At 59.3% G+C, this 19,717-nt stretch carries 17 protein-coding genes; 4 read left to right on the top strand and 13 right to left on the bottom strand.

Annotation, left to right across the window (positions count from 1 at the left end; all coding sequences use genetic code 11):
* Positions 1-117: 117 nt before the first annotated feature.
* Positions 118-1,416 carry a sugar MFS transporter gene (locus KYK83_RS08210; protein ID WP_222827866.1) on the bottom strand — a complete coding sequence of 433 codons (1,299 nt, stop codon included), beginning with the start codon at positions 1,414-1,416 and terminating at the stop codon, positions 118-120.
* Between the two features lie 133 nt (positions 1,417-1,549).
* Between KYK83_RS08210 and KYK83_RS08205 the strand changes: the two genes are divergently transcribed.
* Complete coding sequence (locus tag KYK83_RS08205; protein ID WP_222827865.1) at positions 1,550-3,604, top strand: glycoside hydrolase family 97 protein; 2,055 nt, start codon at positions 1,550-1,552, stop codon at positions 3,602-3,604.
* Between the two features lie 150 nt (positions 3,605-3,754).
* Here KYK83_RS08205 and bglX read toward each other — a convergent pair whose 3' ends face one another.
* Positions 3,755-6,088, bottom strand: coding sequence for a beta-glucosidase BglX (bglX, locus tag KYK83_RS08200; RefSeq protein ID WP_222827864.1), 2,334 nt, complete (start codon positions 6,086-6,088; stop codon positions 3,755-3,757).
* A 200-nt stretch (positions 6,089-6,288) separates the two neighbouring features.
* Between bglX and KYK83_RS08195 the strand changes: the two genes are divergently transcribed.
* Positions 6,289-9,342, top strand: a complete 3,054-nt coding sequence (locus KYK83_RS08195; RefSeq protein WP_222827863.1) for a TonB-dependent receptor — start codon at positions 6,289-6,291, stop codon at positions 9,340-9,342.
* A gap of 67 nt (positions 9,343-9,409) precedes the next feature.
* Positions 9,410-10,894, top strand: coding sequence for a glucoamylase family protein (locus tag KYK83_RS08190; protein WP_222827862.1), 1,485 nt, complete (start codon positions 9,410-9,412; stop codon positions 10,892-10,894).
* A 4-nt stretch (positions 10,895-10,898) separates the two neighbouring features.
* On the opposite strand, the gene KYK83_RS08185 is transcribed toward KYK83_RS08190, so the two are convergent.
* The 11 genes from KYK83_RS08185 to leuC all read right to left on the bottom strand — a co-directional run bounded on the left by KYK83_RS08185 (position 10,899) and on the right by leuC (position 19,176).
* Positions 10,899-11,774 carry an endonuclease/exonuclease/phosphatase family protein gene (locus KYK83_RS08185; protein WP_222827861.1) on the bottom strand — a complete coding sequence of 292 codons (876 nt, stop codon included), beginning with the start codon at positions 11,772-11,774 and terminating at the stop codon, positions 10,899-10,901.
* Positions 11,767-12,519, bottom strand: coding sequence for a carboxylesterase family protein (locus KYK83_RS08180; protein ID WP_222827860.1), 753 nt, complete (start codon positions 12,517-12,519; stop codon positions 11,767-11,769). Before KYK83_RS08180 ends, KYK83_RS08185 begins: the two co-directional genes overlap by 8 nt.
* Before the next feature lie 75 nt (positions 12,520-12,594).
* The gene (locus KYK83_RS08175; protein ID WP_222827859.1) at positions 12,595-13,605 is read right to left on the bottom strand and encodes a LacI family DNA-binding transcriptional regulator; all 1,011 of its coding nucleotides are present in this window, start codon (positions 13,603-13,605) and stop codon (positions 12,595-12,597) included.
* Positions 13,606-13,743: 138 nt separating this feature from the next.
* The gene (locus KYK83_RS08170) at positions 13,744-14,526 is read right to left on the bottom strand and encodes an NUDIX hydrolase (RefSeq protein ID WP_146029850.1); all 783 of its coding nucleotides are present in this window, start codon (positions 14,524-14,526) and stop codon (positions 13,744-13,746) included.
* A 358-nt stretch (positions 14,527-14,884) separates the two neighbouring features.
* On the bottom strand, positions 14,885-15,214 hold the full coding sequence (grxD, locus tag KYK83_RS08165) for a Grx4 family monothiol glutaredoxin (RefSeq protein WP_221598729.1): 330 nt from the start codon (positions 15,212-15,214) through the stop codon (positions 14,885-14,887).
* A gap of 34 nt (positions 15,215-15,248) precedes the next feature.
* Positions 15,249-15,482, bottom strand: a complete 234-nt coding sequence (locus tag KYK83_RS08160; RefSeq protein ID WP_222827858.1) for a BolA/IbaG family iron-sulfur metabolism protein — start codon at positions 15,480-15,482, stop codon at positions 15,249-15,251.
* A gap of 5 nt (positions 15,483-15,487) precedes the next feature.
* Entirely contained in the window at positions 15,488-15,814 is a 327-nt protein-coding gene (locus KYK83_RS08155; RefSeq protein WP_103024211.1) for a DUF1476 domain-containing protein, read from the bottom strand.
* Positions 15,815-15,881: 67 nt separating this feature from the next.
* Positions 15,882-16,880: an NADPH:quinone oxidoreductase family protein gene (locus KYK83_RS08150; RefSeq protein WP_222827857.1), complete on the bottom strand. Its 999-nt coding sequence runs from the start codon at positions 16,878-16,880 to the stop codon at positions 15,882-15,884.
* Positions 16,877-17,482 (bottom strand): 3-isopropylmalate dehydratase small subunit, encoded by a 606-nt coding sequence (gene leuD, locus KYK83_RS08145; protein ID WP_222827856.1) that lies wholly within the window; start codon positions 17,480-17,482, stop codon positions 16,877-16,879. The genes KYK83_RS08150 and leuD overlap by 4 nt, the downstream gene beginning before the upstream one ends.
* A 70-nt stretch (positions 17,483-17,552) precedes the next feature.
* The gene (locus KYK83_RS08140; RefSeq protein ID WP_222827855.1) at positions 17,553-17,711 is read right to left on the bottom strand and encodes an isopropylmalate isomerase; all 159 of its coding nucleotides are present in this window, start codon (positions 17,709-17,711) and stop codon (positions 17,553-17,555) included.
* Between the two features lie 13 nt (positions 17,712-17,724).
* Entirely contained in the window at positions 17,725-19,176 is a 1,452-nt protein-coding gene (gene leuC, locus KYK83_RS08135) for a 3-isopropylmalate dehydratase large subunit (protein WP_222827854.1), read from the bottom strand.
* A gap of 91 nt (positions 19,177-19,267) precedes the next feature.
* Between leuC and KYK83_RS08130 the strand changes: the two genes are divergently transcribed.
* Positions 19,268-19,693, top strand: coding sequence for an acyl-CoA thioesterase (locus KYK83_RS08130; RefSeq protein ID WP_222827853.1), 426 nt, complete (start codon positions 19,268-19,270; stop codon positions 19,691-19,693).
* The last annotated feature ends 24 nt before the right edge of the window (positions 19,694-19,717 follow it).

Below are 19,717 nucleotides of genomic sequence, written 5' to 3'. Positions count from 1 at the left end.
ATTCCGGAAAATCCATCGGTAGAATTCCGGCTGCTGTGCCTCACTTTGGTTAACGGCCAGGCAGGCGGGCGCTACCTGTTTTTCCGGAGGGGGCGCCGCACCGCCGCTCCCTCCCTGTCACGCTATTGCGGGTTTTCGTGCGAAGAGGCCGAAGCTGGCGATGATGGCGTAACAGATGGCGGGGAGGGTGAGGGCGAGGGGGAGGCTGCCGGTGGTATCGGCGAGAACGCCGAACAGCAGCGGGACGACCGCGCCGCCGAAGATCGCGACATTGATGATGCCCGATCCGTCCGCCGCGCGCGAGCCGAGCTTTTCGCAGGCGAGCGAGAAGATCGTGGGGAACATGATCGAGTTCATCAGGCCCACGGCAAGGAGGCTGTAGGCGGCCAGCGTACCGGAGCTGTTGGCGCTGATCAGGATCAGCAGGATCGAACCGGTCGCATTGAAGGCGAGGATCTTGCCGGGCGAGAAGAGGCGCAGGAAGTAGGAGCCGATGAACCGGCCCACCATCGCACCGCCCCAGTAGAGGCTGATCATCCAGCCGATCACGCTTTCCGGCTGGCCCAGCACGCGGTCTTCGGCAAGGTAGTTGATGATGATCGATCCGATCGACACTTCCGCGCCGACATACAGGAAGATGCACAGCGCGCCGAAGCCGAACCGGCTGCGCTTCAGCAGGTCGAGCCCGGCAAAGCCGCTCGATGCCTCGTGCTTTTCGCCCTGCAGGCGATTGCGGAACAGCCAGACGGCCAGCGCGACCAGCGCGATGAGGGCGGCAACACCCAGATAGCCCTGCCAGATCGCTTCGCTTTCCGCCTGGCGATAGGCGGTAAGCTCGGCGCCCGAAAGCTGATCCGCAGTGATATTGGCAAGGCTGCCCAGAATGACGACCGAGCCGATCAGCGGGAAGACCCAGGTGCCCAGCGAGTTGAAGGCCTGGGCAAAGGTGAGGCGGCTGTGGGCCGTGCTTTGCGGCCCCAGCAGCGAGATCAGCGGATTGGCGACGACCTGGACGATCACCACGCCGCTGGCGAGGACGAACAGGGCAAGCAGGAACACCCAGTAGGTGGCGTTCTGGCTGGCGGGAATGAACATCAGGCAGCCGACCATCATGGTCAAAAGGCCGGCCACTGCGCCGCGCATGTAGCCCAGCTTCTTGACCAGCTTGGCACCCGGGATACCGATCACGAGATAGGCGGCGAAGAAGCAGAACTGCACCAGCATGGCCTGCGTGTAGTTGAGCGTGAACAGCTCCTTCAGCTTGGGGATGATCACATCGTTCAGGGACGTGATGCCGCCGAAGATGAAGAACAGGCCGAAGACGAAATAGTTGAGACCCGGCGCCTTGATCCCTTCGCCATCCTCGACAACCGCCGCAGGATCCGTGCTCGCTGCAACATCAGGGGCCAGTGCCATCTCTACATTCCTCCCAGGTGTGCCCTGTCCGACGGGCCTTATCCGCTATGGGATAACCAAAAATGTAACCGGTTGCACGAAATTTCTGGCCCCGCGCCGTGCGAACGCCTAGCCCTCGTTTCAGGAGGTAGAGATGATCGGGTCATATTTGCGCAATCGTGGCGGACGGGCGGCCTTGGGCGCTTTGTTCCTCGTGTTCGTTCCAGCAGGCGGCCTGGCCGCGCAGGACGATGTGTCGCATCGGCAGTGCTCGCCCAATGGGCGGCTCTGCTTTGCGCTGACCACAGTGGACGGCGCGCCGACCTATTCCGTCGACCGGGACGGGGCGCCGGTCATCGATGCCTCGCAACTGGGTTTCCTGCTTCGCGGCGCGGGCAAGTGGGGCAGCGGCATCACGCTCGGCGATCCGGTGCGCTCCAGTGCGGACGAAACCTGGGAACAGCCTTGGGGCGAAAGCCGGTTGGTCGTCGATAAACACAATGAAATGCGTGTTCGGCTGACCGAACAGGGCAAGATCAAACGCTCGATTGACATGACTATCAGGGTGTTCGACGACGGTCTGGGCTTCCGCTTCGCCTTTCCCGATCAGCCTCAGCTCACCGATGTGATGATCGATGAAGAGCTTACCGAGTTCGCGATTGCCGGCGATGCGGAAGCATGGTGGATCCCCGCAGGTGAATGGAATCGTTACGAATATCTCTACAATCACACCCCGGCCAATCAGGTCGGCACGGCCCATTCCCCGATCACTTTCCGCCGCTCGGACGGCCTTCACATCGCGCTCCACGAAGCGTCGCTGATCGATTATTCGGCCTTCTGGCTGCAACGCATCGACCACCAACGCTTCCGCACCCGCCTCGCTCCATCCTCGCAGCCTTGGAAGGTGCGGCGGGAGGCGCCCTTCGAAACGCCATGGCGGACCATCCTGATCGGCGAGGACGCGCCGGCGCTTTATGCAGCCGCGGACATCATTCTCAACCTCAACGAGCCCAACCGGTTGGGCGATGTCAGCTGGGTCAAACCCCAGAAATACGTGGGTATTTGGTGGGGAATGCATCTCGACAAATGGAGTTGGAACGCGGGACCCAAGCACGGCGCGACCACCGATAACGTACTCGAATACATCGATTTCGCAGCCGACCATGGCTTCGGCTCGGTCCTTGTGGAAGGCTGGAACGAAGGCTGGTGGAGCGAGAGCGGACGCAATTTCCAGTTCGCCGTAGCCTATCCCGATTTCGACATGGACCGCATCGCGAAATACGCACGCGAAAAAGGCGTCGAGATCATGGGGCACCATGAAACTGCCGGGAATGCAGGGCTTTACGAACGCCAGCTCGAAAAGGCTTTCGATTACTACCAGCGCTATGGCGTTCATTCGGTAAAAACCGGCTACGTCGCGGACGCCGGCGGTGTCCTGCGCGAAGATCCCGATGGGACGGAGCAATGGGAATACCATGACGGACAATACATGGCCCGCCATCACGTCCACGTGGCTGAACGGGCCGCGGAGCACCACATAGCCATCAATGCCCACGAGCCCATCAAGGATACGGGCCTCAGGCGGACCTACCCGAACCTCGTCACCCGTGAAGGCGCTCGGGGGACCGAATACAACGCCTGGGGCGAGCCGCCCAATCCGCCCGAGCACGAACCGACCTTGCTCTTTACCCGCATGCTCTCGGGTCCGTTCGATCTGACGCCGGGCATCGTCAGTCTGGAAGGCCGCGATGGCCGCGCCATCCCGAACACGCTGGCCCGCCAGCTAGCCGATTACGTCGTGATTTACTCGCCCCTCCAGATGGCAGCCGACCTGCCGGAAAACTACGCGAAGCATCCCGATGCGCTGGCCTTTATCGAACAGGTCCCCGTCGATTGGGAACAGACGCGCGTCCTGGCGGGCGACATCGGCGAATACGCGATTGTCGCGCGCCAGCAGCGCGGCGGTGAAGACTGGTGGGTGGGCGGCGTTACGGATGCCGAACGCCGCGAAATCCCGATCGATCTGTCTTTTCTGCCAAAGGGCAAGCGCTACACCGCAGAAATCTGGCGGGACGGCAAGGGCGGCGGGATCGACGCCGATCCTTTCGCCATGGTTCGAGAAACACGCGAGATCATCGGCGGCGACACTTTGACGCTAGCGATGGAAGCAGGCGGGGGCTTTGCCCTATCTCTCCGTCCGGCAAGCTAGGCCGGCGACGTCCGGCCGCGTGCCTTAGCGAACCTTCCCCGCCGCAGCAGTGTGAACCTTCCCGGCCTCGACCGCCGCACAGCTCGTCAGGGCAATGGATGCGAGCAGCGCGAGGGCTGGGGGGCATGGAAGCCGGGAAGGTTCATGCGATTACTCCGTGAGGGTAAAGGTTACCGGAGTACTCGCCTTCGCGCCCGATGAAGGCGCGATCCAGAGTCGGTATTCCCCCGGTTCCCAGCCATGCGACATGTCTGCACGGGTGAACGCGAGGTCTTCGGGCCGCAGCGTAAAGGATATTGTCCGGCTTTCACCCGGTTGCAGCGCTATCTTTTCGAAGCCCTTCAGTTCCTGCACCGGCCGGGTGACCGATCCGACAAGATCGCGCACATAGAGCTGCACCACCTCTTCGCCCGCGCGCGTGCCCGTGTTGGTGATTGTGGCAGTAGCGGTGATCGAACCCTTGGGCCCCATCGACGAGGCCGACAGCGTTGCCGGTGAATAGCCGAAGGTCGTGTAACTGAGACCATAGCCGAAGCGGTACAGTGGATCGTTCGGCGTATTGAGATAGCGCGAAACGTATTTTGCGCCCGGCTCCCCCAGTTCAATGGGGCGGCCGGTGTTCTTCATGTCGTAGTGGATCGGCGCCTGGCCCACATTGATGGGGAAGGTGATCGGCAGTTTGCCCGAAGGGTTGTAATCACCGAACAGCACATCTGCGACCGCGTGGCCGCCCTGCGTGCCCGGATACCACGCATGCAAAATGGCGGGCACGTTGTCGTTTGCCCAGGTGATCGAATTGGGGCGACCGCTCATCATCACCAGCACGACCGGTTTGCCCGTTGCAACGAGCTGTTCGAGCAAGGCCTGCTGATTGCCTGGCAGGTCGAGCGAGGTACGGCTGGCAGCTTCGCCCGTCATGTCCCATTTTTCGCCCATGACCGCGACGACAACGTCCGACGATTTCGCCAGCGCAAGCGCTTCGGCAAAACCATCGGTCTTGCCTTCGTCGCCGAACTCGTAGCTCGCGCCCTTAGCGTACTGGACCGTGACACCGTTTCCGGCGTGGGCCTTCATGCCCTCAAGCACGGTGACCGGTCGGGTCTCGCGATCACCGGCTGCCGACCAGCTGCCGATCATGTCGGTCTTGCTGTCCCCAAGCGGGCCGATCACGGCAATTCGCTTAGCATCGGCGGCCAGCGGGAGCACATTGCCGTCGTTCTTGAGCAGAACCATCGATTTGCGCGCTACGTCGCGCGCAGCTTCGAGAAATTCCGGCTTGTACAGCGTTGCTTCCTGCCGCGCCTCGTCGGCGTAGCGATAGGGATCTTCGAACAGTCCGAGGCGATATTTCATTTCGAGCACGCGGCGCACTGCGCGGTCGATATTCGCCTGGCTCACGCGGCCTTCTTCGACCGATTTCACCATGTTTTCCATGAACACGGCGCCCTGCATGTCCATATCGACGCCGGCATTGAGCGCCTGTTCGCCAGCCTGCTCGAGATCCTTGGCGTAACCATGCGGGACCATCTCGTTGATGGAGGTGTAGTCGGTGACGACAAAGCCGTCGAAGCCCCATTCATCGCGCAAGACGTCGGTCAGCAGGAATTTGCTGCCGCTGGCTGGCACGCCGTCGTATTCGTTGAACGACGTCATGAAGGTGGCGACCCCTTCATCGACTGCGGCCTTGAAAGGCGGGAGGTAGACATCGCGCAGCGTTCGTTCGGAGATATCGACCGTGTGATAGTCGCGGCCTGCCTGGGCTGCCCCGTAAGCGGCAAAGTGTTTCGCGGTTGCCAGAACCGTGTCGACGGCCTTCAGATCGTCGCCCTGGTAGCCATGCACGCGTGCCTTGGCGACTTTGCTGCCAAGGTAGACATCTTCCCCGGCACCTTCCGAAACGCGGCCCCAGCGGGCATCGCGCGACACATCGACCATGGGGGAGAAAGTCCAGTGTATCCCTTCGGCTGACGCTTCCGCGGCCGATACGCGGGCCGATTTCTCGACTGCATCCATGTCCCAGCTCGCCGCTTCGCCGAGGGAGATCGGGAAGATGGTGCGATGGCCGTGGATCACATCGTATCCGAACAGCAGCGGTATTTTCAGCCTGGTGCCTTCGACAGCCATCCGCTGCAGTTCGCGCGTATAATCTGCGGTATAGGCATTGAAGATCGATCCCACGCGCCCTGCTGCGATATCCTGCTGATAGCCTTCGCGCATGGTCGGACCGGTCGATTCCCAATCGCTGGTGAGCAGCGTCAGCTGGCCGACTTTTTCTTCAAGAGTCATCCGCCCGATCAGATCATCGAGAAAGGCGTCCATCTCTACATCGCGCGCGGCCCAGGATGGCTGGGCGGGCTCGATCGGCACTGCGGTGGACGAAGCGCTGGAGGATGGCGGGGGTGCCGATGCCACGCCGGTAGTGGCGCAACCGGCAAGTGCCAACGCGCTGACGCCCGCAAGCACACCTCGCTGCAATGAACGCATGTAATTCCTCCCATTTGGACTTCTGACTATATTCACGATGAAGAGCCGCCCCAAGGGAATCGCCTCTTCCGATCTGTCTATACATCGATCATGAAACCGGTTACAACATCACTCGTCAAATGTCGATTCGGTTACGCGGCAGGCAATGCCGCGAGCCTGAGCGGTCGAGCCGAGACCGCGATTTTGGGGAGGAATTACCGATGAAGTTTCCGCATATGAATCGTTCGGCGGTCGCTCGTCGCATGGCTCTGGCTCTTGTGCAGGGTAGCGCCATGGGTGCGCTGGCGATCGGCCTTGCTGCACCGGCGCATGCGCAGGAATCCAATGCATCGCTACGCGGTCAGATTACCGGCGGCGCCACCCAGGTCGCTGCGGTCAGAGTGGATACGGGTGTGACCCGCACCGCCACGATTGCTGCCGACGGGCGGTATAATTTCGCGTCCCTCGCGGCGGGAACCTATCGTCTCGAAGTTACCACGCCCGACGGTGTGCTTCAGACCGACACCTTCCAATTGTCGGTGGCGCAGGATGCTGTCCTGAACTTCGATGTGGGTGAAATCGCCGCAACGGAAGCTCCCCCCGCCGCCGATGATGGTGGAGACGATGTTGCTGCTGGCGACAATGTCATTCTGGTGACGGGCGACCGCATTCGTACGCTGGAAGGCGGCGAAGTCGGCATCAATATTTCCCAGCGGCTGATCGAACAGATACCGCAGACGAACCGCAACTTCCTGGCTTTTGCCGATCTCGCACCGGGCGTTCAGTTCATCGACGGGTTTGGCGGCGACCGCCGGCTTCAGGGCGGTGCACAGAACAGCAGCTCGGTAAATGTGTTCATCGATGGCGTGAGCCAGAAAGACTATATCCTCCGAGGCGGTGTAACCGGACAGGATTCAACGCAAGGCAACCCGTTCCCCCAGGCGGCGATCGGCGAATATCGCGTCATCAGTTCCAACTACAAGGCGGAATTCGACCAGGTCGGATCGGTCGCAATCACCGCTATCACGAAGTCCGGCACCAACGAGTTCCATGGCTCCGGTTTCATCGATTTCACCAACCAGAGTTTGCGGGCTGCACGCCCGATCGAATTGTTCGGGGAAAATCCGCAAGGGAAAACCGAAAGCAGGGATCTGCAGTACGGCGGTACCCTGGGCGGGCCGATCATCCGCGACAAATTGTTCTTCTTCGGCACGTATGAAGGCAAGGAGATCATCACGCCGCGCGACGTGACGCCCGGCCTTGATCTGTCCACCGGCTTCTTCCCCGGCGAATATCAGGGTGCGTTCGGTACGTTCAGCGAGATATTCAACGAAAACCTCTATTTCGGAAAACTGGACTTCACGCCCAATAATTCCGACCTTTTCCAGGTTTCGGTCAAGTATCGCGACGAGGATGGTGAAGATTTCGGTAGCGGTACGGCTGCCTACAGCACGCGCACAGTCACGAGCGTGAAGGAATGGCGCGGTCTCGCACGGTGGGAACACACCTCCGACAATTTCATCAATGATCTGAAGATCACTTACGAAGATGTAACATGGAACCCGCGGCCGTTCTTACTTGAGCCGCGAAACATCTTCCGTGCCGTGATTGTAGAGGACGATGTCCGGCGCGAAGACACCGTACTTCAAACCGGTGGCGGTCGAAACTTCCAGGACAAAGGCCAGGATGGCTGGCAGGTCTCCAACGACTTCACCTGGACGGGCTTCGAGCGGCATACAATCAAGGCCGGAGTGAAGGCTAAGTGGGTCACTCTCAACTCGACCCAGCAGAACAGCTTCAATCCTCAATACACATACAACGTCTCTTACAACCCCGCTGATCCCACCACACCAAACAGCGGCGCTTTCAACGACGCCATTCCATATGAATTGAATTTTAGCACGATCGTGCCGGGCGACGATGTGTCGCTTAATTCAGAGACTTTCCAGTTTGGCGCCTACATTCAGGACGACTGGGATGTCACGGATCGGCTGACGCTCAATCTCGGCGTTCGCTGGGACTTCGAGCGCACGCCAGATTTCCTCAATTACGTGCACGATCCGGCGCGAGTGGCGGCTGTTCAGCCGGAAAACTATCCCAATCTCATCAACGCGAACTACGACATCAACGATTACATCTCGACCGGTACCGAACGAAAAGTCTTCTATGGCGCGATCCAGCCACGGCTCGGCTTTTCTTACTGGCTGGATCCTGATGGCCAGTTCGTGCTTTTTGGCGGATATGGCCGCTCTTACGACCGCAACCAGTTTGATTTCATTCAACAAGAGCTCGTACAGGGAGCGTCGTTTGGGAGAACATTCATCTTTCAGAATGCCGGTGACCCTCGCGGCGATTGCACGGCCAGTCCAACCTGCATCCCGTTCGACCCGATCTATCTGACGGAAGCTGGGCGTCAGCAGCTAATCGACGGAGCACCTCCGGGTGCTGGCGGCGAGCTCCGCTTTATCGATAACGATCTGAAGCTGCCTTATTCGGACCAGTTCAGCCTGGGTGTTCGCAGCACGTTCGATCTCCTCAATCTCGAGGTCGGATATCGGCATATCGCCAGCCGCGATGGATTTGGATATCTGCTCGGCAATCGTCGCCCGGACGGAAGCTTCTTCCCGGCCGAAGGCAATCCGGACTCGCCTTTCGGTACTCCGCCAAGTCCGTATGGCGCTATTCTAATTGGTACTAACGGCATCAACACCGATGCAGATTCCGCGTATCTCAAGTTTGGGAAGCGTTACACGGAACAGTCACCGTGGTCGATCGATGCAACCTACACCTTCACACTGGCCGAAGAAAATCGCCGCTTTGGCGAGTATTTCTCGCTCGATTTCCCATCTTTCGACGATTATCCCGTTATCCGGTCGGCGGGCGTACGCAAGCATCGTTTCGTGATGGCTGGAACGGTAGATCTTCCGCTGGACTTTACTCTCGGCAGCAAGTTCCAGATCGCATCGCCAGCATATCAGCAGGCTTTCGTCTCTGTAGCTGGTGATCCAAATTCCCGCGATGTTGTGGCAGTCGAAAACGATGCAAATGGTGATCTGTGGGGTTTCCGACAGTTCGACCTTTCGTTGACCAAGTATTTCAACATCGGTCTGATCAACGACGACACTCGCCTGTGGGTTCGCGCAGACGTGCTCAATGTGTTCGATGATCGCAATTACAACGGTTTCGACGCGGTGACTGGAGCGCGCAACTTCAATAACTACAGCACCGACGGTTTCCCGAGGACGATCAAGGTCTCTGCAGGCTTCGACTTCTAATCGGGTCGCAACAAGGTGTGCCGCACTGTCCTCCCGGTGCGGCACATCATAACGATTTGAGTTTATCATGAGATTTTCCGCAGCTTCAGCTGTCGCCCTGTCTTTAACCCTCGCTGCCTGCGCCAATTTCGATCCGCCTGCGTCTTCTGGCCCCGCATCGAACGATGTGGTTGCTTTCTCCGAAGATCTGACTCAGCGCACATTTCGGTATTTCTGGGATACTACCGATACCGAGCGGTGCCTGGCGCCGGACCGGTGGCCCAGCAACCCGTTCTCCTCGATCGCTGCGACAGGCTATGCCCTGACCGCCTTTGGCGTTGGTGCTGAACGTGGTTATGTTTCGCGCGACGATGCTGCCCAGCGTACGCGAGATTGTCTGGAATTTTACTGGAATGCCCCGCAAGGGCCCGCGGTCAGCGGAACGAGCGGTCACAAGGGTTTCTTCTACCATTTTCTGAATAACGAAGATGGCACGCGGCGCGGCAATACCGAACTTTCTACAGTCGACACCGCGCTACTCCTCGGCGGCGTTCTATTCGCTCAAAGCTACTTCGATCGCGACACAGCCGTGGAACGGGAGATCCGCGATCTCGCGGAGAAGATCTACCGGCGGGTCGACTGGACTTTCGTTCAGCGCGAAAACAGCACCATTCCATCAGCCAATGGCGGGAGCGGAAAGGCGATCGCCATGGGGTGGTACCCCGAGCGCGGGGAAGGGGGCGACTTTGGTACGCATGACTGGATCGGCTACAACGAAGGCATGCTGGTTTACATACTGGCAGCAGGATCCCCCACACATCCCGTTGGCAAGGAAGCTTGGGATCAGGCCTGGGCCATGGATCTCGAGAAGGACTGGGGCACCTACTACGGTTACGAATATCTCCAGTTCGAGCCTTTGTTCGGACACCAGTACAGCCACGTCTGGATCGATTTCCGTGGCATCCAGGATGACTTCATGCGCTCGAAGGGCATCGACTATTTCGAGAATAGCCGGCGCGCCACGTTGAGCCAGCGGGCCTATGGTGCCGACAATCCCAATGACTGGAAGGATTACAGTGCTAGCATCTGGGGGTGGACTGCGTCAGACGGGCCAGCTTCATCGGCGGGCCAGTACACCGTTAACGGCAAGTCCCGCACCTTCCTGACCTATGCTGCGCGCGGCGTCAGTGCCATTCGCGTGGTCGATGACGGCACCATCGTCCCGACAGCAGCGGGCGGGTCGATACCCTTCGCGCCTGAGGTTACCATCCCGGCGCTGATGAGCATGAAGGCGAAGTATGGCGACCGCCTCTACACCGATTACGGCTTCAAGGATGCCATCAACCCCAGCTTTACGTTCGTGGACGCCGGCTCGACAACGGGCGATACCGATCCGGTCAAAGGCTGGGTCGCGCGCGATCATCTCGGCATCGACCAGGGCCCGATCCTGGCCATGTTGGAAAACCAGCGCACCGGCCTCGTATGGGCGACGATGCGTAAGAACCCGCATATCCGCCGCGGCCTGGAGCGGGCCGGGTTCTCCGGGGGCTGGCTGGACGATGCCGAGCGGTAGGGCTCTAACTGTCTGGCAGTCGCAGAACCACACTGACCGGATAGTGGTCCGATGGCAGGCGGCCACCCCAGTGCTGAGTGATCACCGCATATCGATCGACGAGAATGTCAGGTGATACGAATATGTGATCGATCGCCGCGCGGGCGTTCTGGGCTATGTCGAAGCCGGTAAAAGTGCCCGGCGGTCCGTAAGGAGGGGCGATGCTTTCGCCGCGGCTATCGACAAGCGCCCCGGAAGTCAGGACCTGATAGGCTTCGCTGTCCGGGTCGGAGTTAAAGTCGCCCATCACGATCGTCGGCAAGCCCTTTCCAAGGCCCGCGTTAATCCAGTGCGAAATGAGTTTGGCTGCGTTGACCTGAGCGGCCGCGCCGACATGATCGAAGTGCGTATTGAGAACGCGGAGCTTTCCTCGACCATCGCGGCGTTCCAGAATGGCCCACGCGGCAATGCGCGGGTAGGCGGCATCCCAACCCTTACCTGGAACATCCGGTGTGGGAGACAGCCAGAAGGTACCACTGTCGGTCATTTCGAACATATCGCGCCGCCACGCTAGCGGTGAAAACTCGCCAGCTTCCTCCCCATCATCCCGGCCCGCTCCGATGAAAGAATAGGCGGGAAGTGTTTTTTCCAGATAGCGCTTCTGGGGAAGCAATACCTCCTGCATGCCGAGGATTGCCGGCGCTTCATAGCGGATCAGATCGCGCACGAGCGTGCGTCGCTCTGGCCAGGCATTGGGCCCATCCGATGCCAGATCGAGCCTGATGTTATAGGTCATCACATTAAGTTGCGCTTCGCGCTCTGTCTTGGCGGTCGGCGCGTGTATGCATCCGGCGACCAGCAGCATGCCGATCAGCACCAGCGCCGCATATAGTCTAGTCATCTGCGTCAGTCCGCCGCTGCGAAAGCATCCAGAGGTAGAGTTCGGGATCCGCATAGGCGGGGTCCCATGCGTTGTGGCCAAGGTCGGGATAGATCGTCAGCCTGCTTCGATTGCCACCGCACGCCCTGATCGCGCGCGCCATCGCAAAACTTCCCTCAGGAATGACCACATCGTCCCGATCGCCATGCAATGCCCAGATTGGTACATCAACCAGTTCACAGGCGGTCGCAGGATCACCTTGCCCAGCAACCGGGACTAGTGCCGCAAAGAGATCGGGCCGCTCGGCTCCCCACCGCCATGTGGCACGCCCACCTCGGCTCAAACCGGTGAGGTAGATGCGATTTTCATCTATCGGCATCGTCTCCACAATATGATCGAGGATCGCTTCCAGCTTCGAAACATCCCAGTCTTCTTCCGCAGGCAGCAATGGGGAGACGAGAATGAAGGGAAAGTCTGGATCCATGTCCGCGTGCTTGGGCGGTCCGTGAACCTTGACCTTCGCGATGTCCGATCCACGCTCCCCGGAGCCGTGGAGGAAAATCATCAATGGCCATTTGGCTTCGGAATCGTATGAACGGGGCACAAACAACTGGTACGGGTAGCCTCCTGCCTCCAGACTCTGTTGCGGGTGTTGTCCAGTGATCACGGGTACCGCATAAGCGAGCGCTGGACCCGACATACTCGCGCAAGCCGTGGCCATTGATGCTGCAGTTAGCAGCACGGCAAAACGTCCGAACCGGGTCATCGCGATCTTTCTCCAAGAAACTCGAAAATAGAAATAAGTTCGTCCTATTCGAGTTCTCGATACGGGGTCAATTCGTCAGGTACGAGCCGTTCCCGCTCCTCCTTGACTTGATCCTCTGATCGCGAGGGTGGGTGCGATGATCAGACTCTGATCCTGTTCCAGCGTCTCGCCTTCCATCATGCGAAGCATCAGTTCGGCGGCCGTCGAACCCACACGTGTAATGTCGGAATGAACTGTCGTGAGGCCCGGCGTCACATGCCGGGCAAGCGGAATGTCATCAAACCCCGCGACAAGAATATCGCTACCGATCTGAAGACCGGCCACGCGCAACTCGCTCATCAATTCGACCGCCATCATGTCGTTGCTGGCAAACACAGCATCGAAGGTAATGCCGCTGGTAAGCAGCAAGCGGGCGGCCTCGCGACCCGCATCATCGCGAAAATCGCCTGGCAATATCAATGGGCTTCCATTGCCGGTCCGCTCCGCCAGCACGTCGCAATATCCCCGCTGTCGCTCGCGCGCATCGCGATTGTTAGCCGGACCCGCGATATGAATTATATTGCGTGCTCCGCGATCGATGAGATGGTCCGTGACCAACCGCGCGCCTGTATAATTGTCTACCGATACAAACGGAGTGACGTCATCGGTTCCCTGGGCGTTAAGCAGTACGGTGGGGATATCGCGCGTCACTGCCTCTACGGTATCCGCGCGAGAGTTCGGTGGCATGACAAGCAGTCCGTCAACCCTGCCACGCATCGCCCGGATCGCTTGTGCAGTTTCTTCGGCACTCCCATGCATATTGCCCAGCAGCAAGCTCTTGCCGGCGCGATGGGTGACAAGGTCGATACCGCGAATGATTTCGGAAAAGAACTCGCCGAATAAATCGGGTAGAATAACCCCTATCGTATCGGTCTTGCGCTTGGTGAGGCTTCTCGCGCCACTGTGTGGAACATAATCAAGCGCGGTCGCTGCAGCTTCGATTTTTTCGCGTGTTTTTGCTGTGACGATGGACATGCCGTTAAGCGCGCGCGACGCGGTGGCAACCGACACGCCTGCGGCTTTCGCAACGTCGCGTATCGTTACCATGCGTCCCCCATAATCCTATCTTACCCGAACTGCCTTACGACGCCACCTGTCGCAGAGCGGAAACATTTATTTGGCCGCAAGCACCGTCGATAATTGCCAACGCCATACCAATGAGTCCGGAAGAGTGAGCACCAAACGTCAGCCTCTTGCCACCGTATTCAACGGTTCGCCCGTCACGGGGTATCCCAGATCCTCACCAATGTGCAGCCACGACTTGCCATCCATTTCGCCAATGAAGGGAGTTATCGTTTTCACGGGAATGGCTTCGGCCTGAGCCTTCGCCGCGGCGAAATTTTCGAACAGGGCGAGGCGCTCCAGATTGCGGCGGGTCGGGAAGATTACCTTGATGTCCCCCCTTTCCGCAGAATCGAGCGCGCCCTGGGCAGTGGTCCAGAAAAGATGCGTATTTTCGGAAAGGTCCGCCTCTATCTCGACCGCGCCTGTACCGATGTCGGCTAGGTAGAAACGTGTGTCATAGACACGCGGGATGCGTTCATTCTTTGGATACCAGCGGGCAAACGGCACTAACTGATCGAGATCGAGTTCCCATCCGAAATGTTCGAGAACCGGTTCGAGCTCACCGGTCTGTTCGAGGTACTTCCGGGCGGCGCGCGCTTTATCGGCATTGATTTCGCCGTTCAGTCCGATGACCAACCCTGTTTCTTCAAGCGTTTCGCGTACAACGGCGATCTGGTGTGCAGCTTCGTCTGGATCGAGGCGACCGCCAATCTTTGCCCCGAGGTCGAAATCTGCCGGGTCGACCCGTCCGCCCGGGAAGACGGCCATGCCGCCGGCAAAAACCATTTCGCGCGATCGGATCGTCATCAGAATCTCAGGCGGGCCATCCTCTGACGAATTGCGAAAAATGACCACGGTCGCTGCTGGAATGCCGTCGGCGCCGATATCGGTTGGTTCGTTCATGCTGATGTTGTGACGGTGGCTGCGACCATTGCCAAGGGCTAAAGCCGGATGTCCGGTGTCGATAAACTTTACAGAAGGCAATGCCGCGGAATGCCCATTAACCAACGAAAGGCCAGAACAACCGCCCGTGCCTGAATTTTGGCACATCCCATGCTTTATGTGCCGTGTCTCGATCACGTCTTTGTGGCGACGCCGAACCCACGGTCTCCAAACCCTGCGTCGCTAAGAAAAAAGGCCCGTCCGGTTTCCCACCGGACGGGCCTTTCCCGTTCTACAACTGCAATTGGAGTGGGCTCAGCTCGCTTTCACAAAAGCCAGTGCGTTGCTGGCTGGAAAGGCTGCTGAAGGTAACAAGAAGCTACGATGCTTTGGCGACCTGCTTCTCATCCATCATCTGCTGGAGTTCGCCTGCTTCGAACATTTCCATCATGATGTCGCTGCCACCCACGAATTCGCCCTTCACATAGAGTTGGGGAATGGTCGGCCAGTCGGAAAAGGCCTTGATGCCTTGACGGATTTCCATGTCTTGCAGCACGTCCACACTGTCATAAGCGACGCCGCAATGGTCGAGGATGGCAATCGCGCGACTGGAAAATCCGCATTGCGGAAAAAGCGGGGTGCCCTTCATGAAGAGCACGACATCGTTGGCGCCGACAATATCGGTTATACGCTGATTGGTATCGGACATTGGTCCGTCCTTTGTCTAAATTCGGTATGCGAGATCAGGTGGGGGCTTGTGTAGTGAGTTGCAAGGCGTGCAGTTCGCCCCCCATTCGCCCGCCCAGCGCATCATAAACCAGCTTGTGTTGTCTGACACGCGTCAGCCCGGCGAATTGCGGCGCCGTAACCTTGGCGGCCCAATGATCATTGTCGCCCGCCAGATCGCGCATTTCCACGACTGCGCCGGGAAGCGCTTCTTCGATCAGCGTGACGATGTCGTCTGCGGCCATGGGCATTACATTCAGCCCTGATCGCTCATGAACTGCCGCCGCGCTTCGACGGAGCATTCTTCCAACTTGGTGCGAATGTCGGCTTCGCTGACATCGCATTCGGCCGCAGTCAGATCGCCCAGAAGCTTGCGGATGACGTCTTCATCGCCAGCTTCTTCGAAATCGGCCTGCACGACAGCCTTTTTATAGGCGTCGGTCTCTTCATCGGTGAGGCCCATGAGCCCGGCAGCCCATTCGCCAACAAGACGATTGCGGCGTGCAGCGATCTTGAAGGCATTTTCCTCGTCGAAGGCAAACTTGGCTTCTTCGCCGCGTTCGCGATCTTTAAAATCAGTCATGTCAGTCCTCTCGGGATGGAATCTTGCGGGCCGGAATAGGCGTGGCCCCACCGGCCTGCAAGGGCGCTTATTCCATTACAACGACGAGTTTACCGATCGCTCCGCGGTTCTCGAGCTTGGCGATCGCTTCGTGCGCCCGCTCCAACGGATATGTCTCGCTCACCAGCGGTTCGATTTTGCCGGCTTTCCAGAGATCGAAGAGCTCTTGAATATTCTGCTCGTTGCGTTTCGGCTCGCGCGCGGCAAATGCGCCCCAGAATACACCGCGGATGTCGCAGCTCTTCAAAAGGGTGAGATTGAGCGGCATTTTCGCGATGCCTGCGGGGAAGCCGACGACCAGGAAGCGTCCTTCCCAGGCGATCGCGCGCAAGGCTGGCTCGGAATAATCGCCGCCCACGATATCATATACGATGTTGGCGCCATCAGGGCCTACGGCCGTCTTGAAGTCATTCGCGAGCTGCTTGGACGTGTCCTTATCGAACGGGGCGCGAGGATAGATCACCACTTCGTCGGCGCCGTGCTTCCTGGCAACTTCGCCCTTTTCTTCAGTGGAGACGGCAGCGACGACCCGGCAGCCATACGCCTTGGCGAGTTCGACGGCCGAGAGACCAACGCCACCGGCGGCGCCGAGTACGAGAACCGTCTCGCCTTCCTTGATATCACCGCGATCCTTCAGCCCGTGGATCGTCGTGCCATAGGTCATCAGTAGCGCGCTGGCTTTTACCAGATCGATGCCATCGGGCACCTTGAACAGCTTGGCTGCCGGAACGACGACCTTTTCCTGCAGGCCGCCGTTGCCGACGCCGCACATCACCCGGTCACCTACGGCGAAATCGGTGACCCCTTCACCCAGCGCTTCGATGGTGCCGGAGATTTCGCCACCTGGCGCGAAGGGGCGAGGGGGTTTGAACTGGTACATGTCGCGGATGATCAGCGTATCGGGAAAATTGATCGCACAGGCAGCGACCTTGACCAGAACCTCACCCGAGCCGGCCGTAGGGGTATCAATCTCCTCGACAACGAGGGTTTCAGGGCCACCGGTCTCCTTCGAAAGGACTGCTTTCACGCTGATCTTCTCCTATTTGTTTTATCAAGCCAGGGCGTAGTGCCCCGGCGCATTATCTCGTGCGCTGCAATAGCGCTCTCGCTGGCCAGCGTCAGGCCGATCTCGTCTAGACCTTCGAGCAGGCAGCGCTTGCGGAACGGATCGATCTGAAATTCGAACCGGTCCTGAAAGGGGGTCGTGACCACCTGATTTTCCAGGTCGATCGTAATCGGTTGATCCTTGGCAATCTCCAGCAGCCGGTCCACCTGATCCTGCGGCAGCTCGACTGCCAGAATACCATTCTTGAAGGCGTTGCCGGCGAAGATATCGGAAAAACTGGGTGCGATCACCGCTGTCAGCCCCATGTCCAGCATGGCCCAGGCGGCATGTTCGCGGCTCGATCCGCAACCGAAATTGTCGCCCGCGATGAGAATGGGGGCATTAGCGAAATCCTCGACATCGAAAGGATTGCCGGGCGCCGCGCGGATGGTTTCGAATGCGCCTGCACCAAGCCCTTCGCGGCTGACAGTCTTGAGCCAGTGGGCGGGGATGATGACGTCGGTATCGACGTTCTTAAGGCCCAACGGAATGGCGCGCCCCTCGATGGTGGAAACGGCCTTCATCCTCGACCACCCGGCATGGTCGCCAATGTCATGCTGCGCAGCATGGGAAGCTCCCTCCAGAAGCGGTCGACTAATCGGTCTCGGGCGTCTCGCCTGAAGGTATAGGGCCGGGGCGCTGCGGCTGGTTTTTCCGCTCCTTGCGCTTGTGGGCATAAAGCATCGCGGCGGCAATGGCGGCCGATCCGATCGCGCTTGCAATGGCGGCTTTTCCGGTGATCTTCTTGGTCATGAGTTCTCAATGGTCAGGCCGCACCGTCTTGGCAAGGGGCGAGGTTACGGACATCGGCAAGACGCCCGGTAACGGCGGCGGCAGCAGCCATTGCCGGGCTGACCAGATGCGTTCGGGATCCGGGACCTTGGCGGCCGACGAAATTACGGTTGCTCGTGGAGGCGCAGCGTTCACCCGGCGGTACCTTGTCGGGGTTCATCGCCAGGCAGGCGGAACAGCCCGGCTCGCGCCATTCGAAGCCTGCATCGGTGAATATCCGGTCAAGCCCTTCGTCTTCGGCCTGGCGTTTGACCAATCCGGAACCCGGGACCACGATTGCCCACCGCACGTTTGGCGCCTTCTTGCGACCTTTCAACACCTCGGCCGCGGCACGCAAATCTTCGATCCGGCTGTTTGTGCAGCTGCCGATGAAGATGTTTTCTACCGCGATATCCTCGATCGGCGTTCCGGGGGCCAGGCCCATGTAATCCAGGCTCTTACGCACCGCATCCTGTTTGGATGGATCGGCAAAACTGTCTGGGGAGGGGACGCACCCGCCTACCGCCACCACGTCTTCAGGACTGGTCCCCCAGCTTACGGTTGGCTCAACATTCGCGGCTTCGATCACGACCGACTTGTCGAAATAGGCGCCCTCATCGGTGGCGAGCGACCTCCACCAGGTGACCGCGTTATCCCAATCATCGCCCTGCGGCGAATAGGGACGGCCGCGAAGATACTCGAAAACCCTTTCGTCAGGCGCAATCAGGCCTGCGCGTGCGCCGCCTTCGATGCTCATGTTGCAAACGGTAAGCCGCCCTTCGACGCTCATTTCCTCGAACACGCGGCCGCGATATTCGATGACGTGTCCGGTACCTCCTGCGGTTCCGATGATGCCGATAATATGCAGGATCAGGTCTTTCGCAGTAACGCCCGGACCGAGCATTCCATCCACCCGTACTTCCATGGTTTTCGAAGGGCGAAGCTGTAGCGTCTGGGTCGCGAGCACATGCTCCACCTCGCTCGTCCCGATACCGAATGCCAAAGCGCCGATCCCGCCGTGCGCGGCGGTGTGGCTGTCGCCGCAAACGATGGTGGTGCCGGGCAGCGAAAAACCCTGCTCGGGGCCGACGACATGGACGATACCCTGTTCGGGCGCGGTGGCGTCGATATAGTCGATCCCGAAGGAAGGCGCATTGCATTCAAGGGCTGCGAGCTGCGCTGCACTTTGCGTATCTTCGATCGGCAGGCGCGAACCGTCTGCTGCGATCCGCTTCGTAGTCGGCAGATTGTGATCCGGGACCGCAAGCGTAAGGTCGGGGCGCCGTACGGTTCTACCAGCAAGCCGCAGGGCTTCAAATGCCTGCGGGCTGGTCACTTCGTGGACGAGGTGACGATCGATATAGATCAGGCAAGTCCCGTCATCGAGCCGATCGACGACATGCTGATCCCAAATCTTTTCGTAAAGAGTGCGCGGTTTGCTAGCCATTGCGACGAACCTTGAGCCAAGCAGCCCGTATCCGCAAAAAGGCAAATCCAGAGTCTTCCAAACTTAACCTTTCTCTGCTCTATTGACACTTATGTCAGCAAAGCCATTTTTCTTCCCGATCAAAGTCCTCCCCGATGATATCGATTTCATGGGCCACGTGAACAATGCCCGCTATCTGAACTGGGTTCAGGATACAGTGCTTGCGCATTGGCAGAAGCTGGCTCCTGCAGAAGAGGTCGCAACCAAGGCATGGGTCGCTCTCAAGCACGAGATTACCTATCGCAGACCAGCGTTTCTGCATGACGATGTCATCGCGGAAACCGTGCTGGAAAAGATCGCGGGTGCCCGCAGCTTCTACAATACGATAATCCGTCGCGGCGAAGAGGTGCTGGCCGAAGTGCAAAGCATGTGGTGCTGCATCGATGCCGACAGCCATCGGCCCGCTCGCATCGATCGCGATATTGCAGAGCGCTGTTTCGGAATGCCGCGCAAGCAGAAACCTTACGCTGCCGAATAGTCCTCACGCAGGCGGCCTTTGCCT

Origin of the sequence: Qipengyuania pacifica (assembly GCF_019857205.1) — a bacterium.
GTDB classification, from domain to species: domain Bacteria; phylum Pseudomonadota; class Alphaproteobacteria; order Sphingomonadales; family Sphingomonadaceae; genus Qipengyuania; species Qipengyuania pacifica.
The sequence above is the reverse complement of the archived record's forward strand: the minus strand, read 5'-3'. Positions and strand labels throughout refer to the sequence as shown.